Source organism: Allofournierella sp. (genome assembly GCF_017889395.1).
GTDB lineage: Bacteria > Bacillota > Clostridia > Oscillospirales > Ruminococcaceae > Allofournierella.
On record NZ_JAGHKE010000093.1, the window covers coordinates 1 to 12283 of the forward strand.

General features: G+C 57.8%; 5 protein-coding genes and 3 pseudogenes. 3 read left to right on the plus strand and 5 right to left on the minus strand.

Going from position 1 to position 12283, the window contains the following annotated elements; genetic code table 11:
- Positions 1-420, minus strand: a pseudogene (locus tag J7G73_RS11285) (carbohydrate ABC transporter permease); the annotation flags it as partial.
- Between the two features lie 24 nt (positions 421-444).
- Positions 445-1398: a sugar ABC transporter permease gene (locus J7G73_RS11290; RefSeq protein ID WP_087295218.1), complete on the minus strand. Its 954-nt coding sequence runs from the start codon at positions 1396-1398 to the stop codon at positions 445-447.
- A gap of 253 nt (positions 1399-1651) precedes the next feature.
- Here J7G73_RS11290 and J7G73_RS11295 point away from each other — a divergent pair, with 253 nt between their 5' ends.
- Together J7G73_RS11295 and J7G73_RS11300 are read left to right on the plus strand one after the other, a co-directional pair.
- Complete coding sequence (locus J7G73_RS11295; protein WP_291246318.1) at positions 1652-2599, plus strand: response regulator; 948 nt, start codon at positions 1652-1654, stop codon at positions 2597-2599.
- The gene (locus J7G73_RS11300; RefSeq protein ID WP_291246319.1) at positions 2596-4383 is read left to right on the plus strand and encodes a sensor histidine kinase; all 1788 of its coding nucleotides are present in this window, start codon (positions 2596-2598) and stop codon (positions 4381-4383) included. The genes J7G73_RS11295 and J7G73_RS11300 overlap by 4 nt, the downstream gene beginning before the upstream one ends.
- A 76-nt stretch (positions 4384-4459) precedes the next feature.
- On the opposite strand, the gene J7G73_RS13750 is transcribed toward J7G73_RS11300, so the two are convergent.
- The 3 genes and pseudogenes from J7G73_RS13750 to J7G73_RS13760 form a co-directional block, all read right to left on the minus strand.
- Positions 4460-7519 (minus strand): hypothetical protein, encoded by a 3060-nt coding sequence (locus J7G73_RS13750; RefSeq protein ID WP_367113990.1) that lies wholly within the window; start codon positions 7517-7519, stop codon positions 4460-4462.
- Positions 7520-7643: 124 nt separating this feature from the next.
- Positions 7644-7820: pseudogene (locus J7G73_RS13755) on the minus strand (hypothetical protein); the annotation flags it as partial.
- 1424 nt (positions 7821-9244) lie between these two features.
- A pseudogene (locus J7G73_RS13760) lies at positions 9245-10267 on the minus strand (cadherin-like beta sandwich domain-containing protein); the annotation flags it as partial.
- A gap of 245 nt (positions 10268-10512) precedes the next feature.
- Between J7G73_RS13760 and J7G73_RS11310 the strand changes: the two are divergent.
- Positions 10513-11871 (plus strand): alpha-L-fucosidase, encoded by a 1359-nt coding sequence (locus tag J7G73_RS11310; RefSeq protein ID WP_291246321.1) that lies wholly within the window; start codon positions 10513-10515, stop codon positions 11869-11871.
- Positions 11872-12283 lie beyond the last annotated feature (412 nt).

The following is a 12283-nucleotide window of genomic DNA, read 5'->3' on the forward strand; positions in this document are numbered from 1 at the left end:
GGCCACGATGCCGCCGTTGAACAGCATGGTGAAGAGCATGAGCAGGGTGAACAGCCGGTTGTAGGCGTAGTCGCTGCGGCTGAGCACATAGGCGAACATGGCGGTGATGGCCAGGCTGAACAGGGTGCCCACCACGGTCACAAAGATGGTGATGCCGTAGGAGCGGATCAGCTGATCGCCCAGTTTAAAGAAGAAGCGGTAGGCATCCAGACTCCATTCGCTGGGGAAAAAGCTGTAGCCATTTTGGAAGATACTTTGTTCGCTGCTGAAGGACACAATGACCACCAGTGCCAGAGGCAGCACGCAGGCCAGAGACCAGAGCAGAAACACCAGGTTCAGCACTGCATTTGTCTTTTTGGAGATGCGGTTGATGGACAGATCATCGCTCGGCATCTCCGGTACTTTTTTAAAGAGTTTCATCGGTTGATTTCCTCCCTTAGACCATTAGAACAGGGCGCTGTCCGGCTCGATGCGGCGCACCACCAGGTTGGCGCCCACCACCATCACAAAGCCCACGATGGACTGGTACAGGCTTGCAGCCGCCGCCATACCCACGTTGCCGGTTTCCTTCAGGGCCCGATATACGTAGGTGTCGATGACCTGAGTTGCCGGGTACAGGGGGCCGGAGTTGCGGGGCAGCTGGAAGAACAGACCGAAGTCCGCGTAGAAGATGCGGCCGATGGCCAGGATGGTAAGTACGATCATCATGGGCTTCAGGCAAGGCAGCGTAATCCGCTTGATCTGCTGCCATTTGGTTGCGCCGTCGATGATGGCTGCCTCGTAGTAGTCGTTGGAGATGCCGGTCAGACTGCTGATGTACATGACCGTGGAGTAGCCGATGGTCTTCCAGATCTGGAAGAAGGTGAGGATGAAGGGCCATTTGCCCGGTTCGGAGTACCAGTCCACGCCCTGGAAGCCGAAGTAGGCCAGCAGGTGGTTAAACAGGCCATCGTCCACGCTGAACAGCGAGAAGGCCATGAAGGAAACAACCACCCAGGACAGGAAGTACGGCGCCATGAAGATGGTCTGGTAAATCTTGGCCCGCCGCTTGCGAAGCAGCTCGCTGAGACCAATCGCCATGGCCACCGCCAGGATCAGGTCCATCAGAATGAACAGCACGTTGTAGCAGATGGTGTTTCGGGTGATGACCCAGGCATCAGAGGTCTGGAACAGGAACTTGAAGTTGTTCAGTCCCACCCAGTCGCTGCCGAAGATGCCCTTGCGAACACTGAATCGCTTGAAGGCCAGCAGCAGGCCGGACATGGGCAGATACCGGAACAGGAACATCACGATCAACGCGGGCAGCGCCATCAGCGTGAGCGGAAGATTCTTTTTGAAGGTTTTTAAAAAGCCAGCCTTGTTGTACGCTCCGCCGGCGTACTTTGCCGATTGTTTCATTGCGTTTCCTCCTTGCGGCACAGTGGCCTTGTTTTCCGTCTGCCTTAATTATAAACGCCGCCCTGTTCGCCAACAACGATACTAATTTTAAGTGGGGTGCACTTTTTTTAGGCATAGCCGGTTCCACAAGAAAAGTTCTCTTTGTCTTATATTTTTTTGCAACATCTACAACCACGCAGGCAAAAAGTGTGCTATACTGGAGAACAGTTCTTTTGCATTTGTTTCCCTTCCTATCTGAAAGGAGCACCTCTTTATGAAGATCATTCTTGTGGACGATGACCGCATGGCCCTGGACGGAATTTCCCGTATGCTGCACTGGGACCGGTTCGGCGGCCAGCTGATGGGCTGTGCCACCAGCGGTGATGAAGCGGTAACCCTGCTTGAGGAGCATCATCCGGATGTGGTCATTTCCGATATCCGCATGCCCGGCATGGACGGTCTGGATCTAGCCCGCTATCTGTATGAGCATTGCCCGAACACCCGCATGATCCTGATCAGCGGCCACGGTGAATTTGAATACGCCCAGCGGGCTTTGCAATATCAGGTGACGGATTATATTCTGAAGCCCATTACCCGGGCAAAGCTGAACAGCCTGGAGGAACGGCTTGCAGCGATCAGCGCCGAGCTCACGGCGGATGTGCCGCCCTGGTATGCCTGCGATGAAGCCCTGCGCACTCAGGTGAGTCAGGCGCTTCATAAAGGAGATATGGCCGCTATGGGTGAATTGCTCATCAGCAACGATGTGTTCCGTTCTCTCTCGGACCGGCGGGACGTGCTGGGCATCCAGCTGCTGAATTACCTCTTCTTATATCAGGAGGAGCTGGGCAAGGACCGGGCCAGCCTGGACGCCATGCGTCAGAAGGCCATGGAGGAATACTGGAAGCTCACCACCCAGCAGGAACGCCTGGCCTACCTGGCTACCCAATATTACGATCTGATGGAATACGCGGAAAATCGCAAGAGCGAGTATGCAAACCCCATTGTCTCCTATTGCCTGCAGGCCATTCAGGACAACTACTCCGCTTCCACCTTCAACATCTCCAATCTGGCGGATACGCTGCATCTTTCCCTGTCCTACCTGAGCACGGTTTTCAAAAATGCCACCGGCCAGAACATCAGCAACTATCTTTCCGCCCGGCGGCTGGAGCGGGCCCAGGCCCTTTTATGCCCGAGCAACGCCAGCGGGGAGGCCATGCCATGAGCATCAAAAAGCGCACATTTCTGATTGTCTGCTGCATCATCTCAGCCATTCTGCTCACGCTGAACGGCGCGACTTATCTGCTGTTCCGGTACTCCATCGCCCGGCAGCTGATCACTTCCCAGGAGGCGGTGATCGAGGCCAATGTGCGGCTGAGCGGCATCTTTACCCAGGCGGTGGATCAGTTGGTTTACCAATATACCAGCGACCAGCAGCTGGGCGAGCTGCTCAGCCGAAAGATCGGCCAGGATGAACTGCAGGACCTGAACACCAAATTCAATCTGAACAGCCGCCTTTCCTACCAGCTGAATGCCGTAGCACTTTTGCTGAACAACGGCTTCAAGACCGAGCTGTTCGTGAATCCGGAGCTGGAGGTCAGCCAGCTGTTTCTGCCCTCCAATACCATTCCCAATGTAAGCCGGGTATTCAGCGGTGCCACTGTTGCCGACGAAGATTGGTATCAGGCGGCCCTGAGCCGCCGCAGCGGGCAGCACATCTTTCTGAGCGAGGATCAGACACGGCTGTGCTTTGCCTGCCGGCTGCAAAGCAGCACCTTCACCGGCGCGCACCTGCCGGATGGTGTGGGCGTGCTGCGTGGCAGCCTGCCGGTGACCCAACTGCCGCACCTGCTCTCGCTGGTTCCGGTAACCGAAAACAGTGGCTTTCTGCTGCTGAACGACCAGGGGACCCAGGTATTCCGCAGCCCCAATCTGAGCGAGCTGGACATCTCTGAAACTCTGCTGATCCCAAACTCGGTCAGCTCCCTGTTGGAGATCGAGAACGAGCAGTATCTGTGTACTTCGCAGGAATTGCAATGGGGACTGCAGCTGGTATTCCTGACCCCTTATCAGGACATCATCACACAGGTATGGGTAATGATGTTCCCCTATCTTTTGTGCTCCATCGCTTTCGTCGTTCTGGGAATCTTATTATCGCTGGTCCTTTCGGCCAGCATTTCCCGTCCGGTAGTGCAGCTCACAAAAAAAATCGAAGCCATTCAGGATACCCGCGGCGTGCAGTGGGACGCTTCTTCCATCCGCGGTCCACGGGAGATCCAACAGCTCAGTCGCAGCTTCGGCAACCTGATCGATCGTGTCAACACACTGATCCAGGAACTCACCACCAAGGAAAACATGCGCAGAGAAAGCGAACTGCGAGCCTTGCAGGCCCAGATCAACCCCCACTTCATGCTCAACGCCATGAACGCGGTGAACTATATGGCGCTGGAACGGGAAGAGGATGACATCGCCGCCACCGTGGATTCCATCGCAAGCCTGATGCGCTACAGCATCACAGAGCCGGACCGGATGGTTACGATCTCCACCGAGCTGGACAACATCCGGGAATACATCGCGGTGTACGTACTTCGTTTCCGGCAGGACATTCGCCTGGAGATCCTGCCCGGCCTGTCGCCTTCTCAGGTGGTCATTCCAAAATTCACCCTGCAGCCTCTGGTGGAAAATTCCATCCGCCATGGCATCACCCGGCAGGATCCAGGCATTATCATCCGGATCAGCGCCCGGGAGGAAAATGGCATGCACATTATTGAAGTCACCGATACCGGCTGCGGCGCAGATGCAGAACTACTGAATGCCTATCTGGATTATCAGGACGTTCCCCTCAAGGTGACGCACGGCTTTGGCATCCGCAATGTGAATGAGCGGCTGATGCTGCGTTTCGGCGATCAGGGCGGGCTGCGCTACATCAACTACGACGGACAGCGGCTGCTGGCCCGGCTCACGCTTCCGAAAGATCTTGACTCTGCATCCTCCTGCTTTGCAGATTAGATTTATACGACAAAAACACCTCTGTGCCAATGACACAGAGGTGTTTTTTAGTGTTTATTTACCGCAATTGGATCAATTACTCTTCACGATTTGCTTTCATCTTCCAGAGAACGATTCCGAGCACTGCGGCCAGTAGCACTGCTCCACCCGCCACCAGAATAACCGGCATGGGATTTTTGTTGGCGTTCGCTTCGGTCACAGGAACAGAAGAGGCGCTGGAATCCGACTGTGCGGTGCTGTTTTCCGGAGAAGGAGTGGGCGCAGCGGTGGGGGTGACTGCATCGCTCTGCTCCGACTGGCTCTCACTTTCCGGGGCGGGAGTCGCCTTCACGGGCTTCTTCTCCGTATTCGATGTGTTCACCGGGGGGACCGCCGTGGGTGCGGGAGCTGCCGTAGGCGCGGCAGTGGGCGCAGGAGCAGGTGCCGCGGTGGGGTCCGGGCGGGGATTCTGATCCGGCGCCTGTGTGGGGGCCGGGCTGGGCTGGGGCTTCGCAGTGGGTTCCGGGTCCGGATTCGGGTCCGGACTGGGCGCGGGGGCCTGTGCCTGTACGAAGCTGCCGGTCACCTGCACCGCCTGACCGGGCATGCGGAAGGAATAGCTCTTGCCTGCCTCCTGAGCGGTCACGCTCTGCTGCGCGCCGTCCTCTCCGGTGACTCGCAGACTGCCGTCTTCAAAGCGGTATCCCTCGGCCGGCTGTACCGTCACGGTGACGGTATCGCCCAGGCCCGCTGCGGACGCAGAGGCCGACAGGGTACCATGCTCCGGCTGAGTCAAGGTGATGGCATACTGATTCTTTACAAAGCTTACCTGTACATTCAGATCGGCAGTTACACCATTCAGCAGCCAGGTGCCGTTGGTCTCGTTATACTGAGCGTTCTGCTCCCCTGCTTTGACTGCTTCCACCATGTAGCCAGTCTGAGCCTTGGGAATCACAACAGCGCTGCCGCCGTCCTTTACCAGCTGGCGTTCCGGCACAACGGTACCGCCTTCGCCTGCGGCTGCGGCAACGGTGTGCATCCGGGTATCGGCGCTCACGAACTCCACAGCTACCGCCAGATCGCTGGTCACGTTTTCAATGGTCAGTTCATTGCCCTGTGCGGGAACCGGCCAGGGCTGGCCGTTCACGGCGATGCTTCCCACGATGTTGCCTTCTTCCGGCTGCATCCGGATCTGGATCGAGCCGCCATCCTGTACGCCGGAGGCCGTGGCCTGGGCAGTACCGGAACCGGTGCTCTCCACCGTTACGGTGTGATCCGGAACCGCTTCAAAAGCAGCCTGCAGGGTCACCGCCTGAGCAGGCATGACAAATTCATACCGTTCGCCGTCCACTGCATCCAGGGCCAGCGTTCCGCCATCGGCAAGAAGAGCCTTCAGGCTGCCCTTCACCAGACGCCTACCCTCTTGGGGACGTACCGTTACGGTGACCGTCTGGCGATAGGCCGCCGTTCCCTGTACCGAAAGTTCCAGACTGCCGCCGGTGATGCCTTCGGCCAGGGTCACCGGATACTGCTGCGCGTCAAAGGCCGCGCTCAGAGTCACTGCCTGGGCAGGCATGACGAAGGAAAGCACTCCCTCTTCCCCTGCTTCCAGCGGGACGATCGTGCCATCTGCCGCAGTGGCTTTCAACGAATCTGCATGCAGCTGATAGCCGGTAAAGGCCTGCGTCTTCACCGTTACCTTGCTGCCTGCCTGGGTCTTCAGTACCGAGGGAACGATCACGCCACCCTCGCCGGGTGCAAGCTGGATCGGATAAGCCGCCGGGGCGAAGGTGATCTGAATATTCTTGTTTTCCTGGATATTGGTCAGCACCAGACGGCCGTCCGCCGGGATGTTCTGAGCCACGCCGTTCACCACGATCCGGTAGACCTGATACCCCTCATTCGGGGTGATCTTGACCACCGCGCTGCCGCCGGCGGTCACCCGGTCGGCGGTAAGCAGCTCAGCCTTGCCGTTTTCACTGGCCGCCACACTCACAGAAAAGCTCTCTGCCCCGGGCTCGTTTTCCCACATGCGCTCCACAACGGCATAGTCGATGCGGCTGTAGCCGCCCTTGACCGACACAGTGAGCAGGTGGTTTTCGTTCTGCTTTGCCTCCGGGACAGACACCGCCCACATGCGGGCGGACACTTTTCCGTTATTGCCCAGCTTGGAGGCATCCAGCTGGGTGGGCTGTACGTCCTTGCCATCCAGCTGGAAGGTCAGCGTGCCGTACTGCGCAGAGGGGTCGGCTTCACCCAGCGGGGTAACGCCTGCATACAGCTGCACGCCGGTGCCGTAGAACTGAATGCTGTAGGTCGCATCTTCTTTGGTGGTGCGGGTAAAGCCCAGATTCTGATACTGGGCATTCTGCACGTGCTGCACCCAGCCGTTTGCCTCGTCGCCGTCCGGTTTGAAGCCATTGTTGTCAGTGCCCATGGGCTTGGATGCCACGGACTCCGGCTGATATGCAAAGTGATTTTTCGCCGACGCATCGGTGGTGCGCTGATCCAGATATTCCTGTACCGCATTGGCACCGGTGCTGTTCTGTGCGGTGATATCAGCCGGCAGGCTGCCCTGATAGCTTACCTTTGCGCCGTCGATACCCGCCTGGCTGTCGTTCAGTTTTTCAATGGTCAGAGTGTGGACACCCTGCTCCAGATTGTCGAACACCAGGCTGCGGCCGGAGCCGGTCTTCCACTGAGGCTCTTCGCCTTCTTTGGTGATGGCCGCACGGATGTTCCCGGCCTGATCTGCCCGCAGCAGCAGCTCCACCTTATTGCCATAGAAGGTGAAGGTGGCACGGGCACCGCTCCAGTTGGAGAAATGGCCGTCGTTTTCCAGGGGATACTGGGTCATGCTGCTGCCGTTGGTCTCGGTCTCCCGATAGGACCACAGCCCGTCGTAGTCAAAACGGAACAGGCCGCTGCCCATGGTGTTATCGTTCACGGTGATGGTATTCACCCGGCCGGGGTCCAGCTCGGTGCGCTCCATCTTCACTTCATAGATGGCAGGCAGGCCCTCTGCCTTGGAAACGGTGAGCCGGACGCCCTCTGCCTCCACGGGAGAAGCAACAGAAGCGGTCCACACGCCCTCGTTCTTGGTCAGCTCGCCCAGAGACTGCCACTGACCGGCGGCATCCTTGTATTCCGCCTTCATGGTCTGGATGGCACTTCCCTTTTCCACCACGGTCAGCTGGCTCACCTGGCTCTGTGCGAAGGTGTTTTCCAGCGTGTACTGTTCCGCGGCCTGCTGAGGCTGCCAGTAGGTGGCGGGGTGGCCGTCAAAGGCAAAGGAGGCGTAAGTGCCTTCTGCCTGAGAGCTGGCCGAAGCGGTGGTGTTGGTGTTCCAGAAATAGAGGTTGGCTTCGCCGCCGCCCAGGGTAACGGTAAAGCTGCCGTTCTCGTCCAGAGCAACCGGGCTCAGCTTGCCGCCGTTGTCCTTTTGTACCTCGTACAGGGTGTAGCCGGCCTTCACAAAAGCCGGATCTGCAGTGAGGGTGATCTGCTGGCGGGTGTTCTCGGCGCTGCCCGCCTCACGCTGGGGGATGTTGAACTGATTGTAGCGCTCGGCAGTGCCTGCCACCAGACCGTTCATCACCATGAACGCCTTGGGTGCGGTGGCACCGGCAAAATGCTCGGCGATCTCGCTCTCGTACAGACCGGGCAGGGTGTTGAAGTAGCCCAGCACCACATCGCCGGTTTTGCCGCCATGCGCCTTGGACAGGCTCTGCACCTGCACGGCAGAAAGGCCGAATTCCCGATTCTTGGCTGCGCTCTGCTCACTGTCGAAGTTGCCGCGGTGGAAGCCGCTGGCCGACGCACCGTCTTCGCTGCCGATCTGGCCCACCTTGAACATGATCCAGTCGTTGTTTAGGCGGGTGAGCTGATCGTCAATGGCGTGAACGCGGTCGATCAGCTGACCCCATTCCAGCAGGCCGCGGGTGGGGGTGCCGTCCTCATCCCACAGATAGCTGCGGTCAAACTGGTACTCCACCCGGAAGAAGTTCAGCCACTTCATACCGGACAAAATGGAGGTGTTTACCACCAGATTCTTGTTGGACTGGGAGTGGTTGAAGGCGAAGGCGTCCAGATACTGGCCGAACATGATGGGCATGCTGCCGGTACCATCCACACCGCCGTAAGCCAGTTTGCGGTAGCTTTCCCAGGTGGGCAGATTCAGCAGCTTTCGGGCTGCGTTCTTCTGCACATCCCCGTTGGAAAGGTTGATGCTGGAGGGATTGGCCCAGCTCACATCGCCGTAGTAGTCGTCCCAGGTGAGCAGGTCCGGCTGGGCAATGCGCAGGTATTCCTTCACATTGGTCTCGCCCCACTGGTTGGGGAACTGATTGGTATGCAGGATCACGCCGGGGTAATGCTGGCGGGTCCAGGCAAACCACTTGCCGAAGGCCTCGGCTTCGCCGGTGCTGTAGCCGCCCTCGTCACCGAAGCAGAAGCTGATGGCGTTATGGATATACGGCTTCATGGACTCGGGCACAAACTCTCTGGGATCACCCGCGCCGCCCATGTTATTGCCGCCGAAGGGAGCCTTTGCAATGCCCCACAGCGAATCCGGGTTATAGAGCATGTAGTCCGCATTGGCAAAGTCCGGGTCATAGAACAGCGGGCCGTCGTAGCCGAACTGTCTGGCCTCCTCCACAGTGGGGGTGCCGCGGCCGTAACCGCTGCTGGGGGTCCAGCCTAGCATGGGCAGACCCCGCTCCACCACGGTCGCCTGACCGCTGGCCAGATACTGGTGGCGCTCTTCATGCTGATAGGGCACGCTGCCGCCTTCCGGGGCAGGCTGCTTCTCCGGCACGGTGCCGGAGTCGGTGAAGATCATGAACTGGTACAGCCGCAGCTCCTTTTCCGGCCGCTGCCAGTGAGTGACCTCAAACCGGATATAGCGGGTGTCGTAGGAAACACCGAACTCGTACCGGGTCACATTCTGATGATACTGTACACCGGTGTTCATGTTGCCCTTGGTGATGGGAGTCTGCCAGTGTTCTCCGTCGGTACTTACCGAGATCCGAGCCTTGTTATTGCCCAGGCCCATATTGGAGGGACCAAACGCCGCGCGGATACGGCTGACACTGTACACCGCACCCAGATCCACGGTAAACAGCGTCACCGGGGATTTGGTTCCGTTTGCATCCGGCAGTTTATCCGGAGAAACCTTCCAATAGCTTTCGCTGGTGTCCACATAGCTGCCGTCTGTCTTGCTGCTTTCCGGCAGGACTACCTCGTAATCCTTTTTCAGGATCTCCAGCAGCTTGTTCTGGTCACCCACTTCCGTTTTAACCGAAAGTGCATTGCTGATTGCTTCGTTTTTCACCACCGGCACACGGCCCCGGTAGTCGCTCTCGGTTTTGTTTACGGTTACAGTATAGGTACTGGTGGCACCGCCGTCGCTCACCTGCACCTTCAAGGGATGCTCACCGGGCTGGGAAACGTCCATTTCCACATAGCCCTTGTCATTGGGTTTTGTGCCGTTCACCGTTACCTGCGCGGTATCGGAAGCGGCAAACGGGTACACCTGGATGGAATCCACCGAGGCATAAGCGGTTCCGGTGTAGTCGGTCACCTGGGGTGCAAAGCCGGTATCGTTCGGCACTGCACCTTCCGGGTAACCGTTCACAGGCTGCAGCTCATACACCCGGTCCAGAATCAGGTTGTTCAGTCGGGGCGGTTCGCCCTGCGCTCTGGCCCCCAGCGACAGGGGCAACACCCCGGTCAAGGCCAGCGCACCGGCACACAGCAGGCTGACCGCCCGCCTGCCCAGCCCCGTTCGCCAAAGCGATACGGGCTTGTTTTGCGTTTGCTTCATTCTCGTTCCTCCTTGCTGTTTTCTCCGCAGGCCACCGTGGTCTGCGAAATGGCGGAAGTATGTTTTCATGATAACCGCCATTTTCCCACCGGAAAAGTGGAATTATTTCGGTTCATGTGTCTTTTTTCTTGCTTCGAGTCGGGATTTTCTCTTAACCGGTTCCCCCGGAACACCGCAGCCAAAAAAAGTGCACATCAGCAAAAGAATTGCCCCTTTCGCCGCAGCAAAAATTCTTTTATAGTGGAACCAAAGGGCCCCCACCGCCGGGGCGGCATAAGAAAAGGGCGCTTTGCTGAGCGCCCGTTTTGCGAAAGGAACCACATGCCATGAAAAAAGAGATCGTTGCCAACGGCATTCATAATTACACCCCGCCGGAGGAATATGTTCCTCCCAAATCTCCCCAGGTTCAAAAGCATCTGGACTGGTTCATGGGCCTGAAGCTTGGCTTTATGATGCACTGGGCTCCCGGCAGTCAGCTGGGCACCTACGAGAGCTGGCCTTTGAGTGACGGCGACGCCGCCTGGAGCCAGGAGGACTTCACCTGGGCTCCTGCCGAGGTGTGCAAGCAGCAGTACTGGGACGCCAACAAGACCTTCAATCCGGTGAAGTTCGATGCCGCCGCCTGGGCGGAGCTGGCCAGTGAGTGCGGCTTCAAATATCTGCTGTTCACCACCAAGCATCACGACGGCTTCTGCATGTACGACACCAAGACCACCGACTACAAGATCACCGGACCGGACTGCCCCTTCCACATCCATCCGGACGCGGATGTGGTGGGTGCGCTTTATCGGGAGTTCCGCCGCAAGGGGCTCGCCATCTCTACCTATTTCTCCAAGCCCGACTGGCACAGCCCCTACTACTGGGCACCCCAGTTCGGTACTGCCCCCACCCGCAACGTGAACTACGATGTGGACCAGCACCCCGAGCTGTGGGAAAAGTATGTACAGTTCACCCACGAGCAGATCCGGGAACTTTGCACCAACTACGGTCAGATCGATGTGCTCTGGCTGGACGGCGGCTGGGTTCGTCCGGACAATCTGGGCCAGGATATCCGCCTGGGCGAGATCGTGGAGGAGATGCGCGCCACCACCCAGCCCCAGATGATCGTGTGCGAGCGCACCTGCGGCGGTGAGTACGAGAATTTCATCACCCCGGAAAAGACGGTGCCGGACACCGCCCTCACCGTACCCTGGGAGACCTGCACCACCGTGGGGCAGAAATTCTCCTTCCATTACACCGATCATTTCAAGAGCGGCCGCCAGCTGGTCCACCTGCTGCTGGATGTGGTGAGCAAGGGCGGCAACCTGGCACTGAACATCGCGCCGCAGCCGGACGGCCTGCTCCCCGCTCCTGCCGAGCGTTCTCTGCGGGAGATGGGTGCCTGGCTCAAGCTGTTCGGCCAGGGCATCTACAACACCCGCATCTGCGCGCCTTACTTTGAGGAGCGGCTGTTCTACACCCGCACCGACGAGCGCGCCTATGCCTTCTATGCCTACGACGAGGTACCCGCTCTGCCGGGCAAGCTCACCCTGCATCTGCCCCAGCCGGTTGCTTCGGTTCGCTGCATGCGCACCGGCCAGACTCTGCGCTTCCGCCAGGGTGATGGCGAAGTGACCCTTGATCTGGACTGCCTGCCCATGGGCGGGGCCTTCTACGCCGAAGGCTTTGAGTTGACCTTCGCCTGATTTTTTCAAACTCCTTCTTCATTTCCTTTCCCTTATCTTCATCAAAACAGCCCGGGCGGCTCTGTTCCTGTATCAGACAGGATCGGAGCTGCCCGGGCTGTATTTTGTATTTTCCTATGTATTTTTACGCCGGACATTTTGTTTTCCAGTCACGCGCACGTCCGGCAGTATATTGCATATTTATTCTATATCACGTATTATTATTCGTTATTTTAACCATATATATGCATATTTATTTGACATTTTGTTATTTATTTCGTAGAAAAAATCTAAAAAAGGAATTTTCTCCAAAATCTATTGAATATATATTCATATAGATATAAAATATATTCATTCGCTGTTCACTCAAACAACCCCCGTAAGCAAGGAGGGTCAACACCATGACCAAGGTATTTATCGACGGCAGCGCCGG

Excerpts from the sequence above, each read along its gene's own strand:
- J7G73_RS11290 (WP_087295218.1), bottom strand. The coding sequence starts at position 1,398 with ATGAAACAATCGGCAAAGTACGCCGGCGGAGCGTACAACAAGGCTGGC.
- J7G73_RS11295 (WP_291246318.1), top strand. The coding sequence starts at position 1,652 with ATGAAGATCATTCTTGTGGACGATGACCGCATGGCCCTGGACGGAATT.
- J7G73_RS11310 (WP_291246321.1), top strand. The coding sequence starts at position 10,513 with ATGAAAAAAGAGATCGTTGCCAACGGCATTCATAATTACACCCCGCCG.
- J7G73_RS13750 (WP_367113990.1), bottom strand. The coding sequence starts at position 7,519 with ATGAAGGCGGAATACAAGGATGCCGCCGGTCAGTGGCAGTCTCTGGGC.
- J7G73_RS11300 (WP_291246319.1), top strand. The coding sequence starts at position 2,596 with ATGAGCATCAAAAAGCGCACATTTCTGATTGTCTGCTGCATCATCTCA.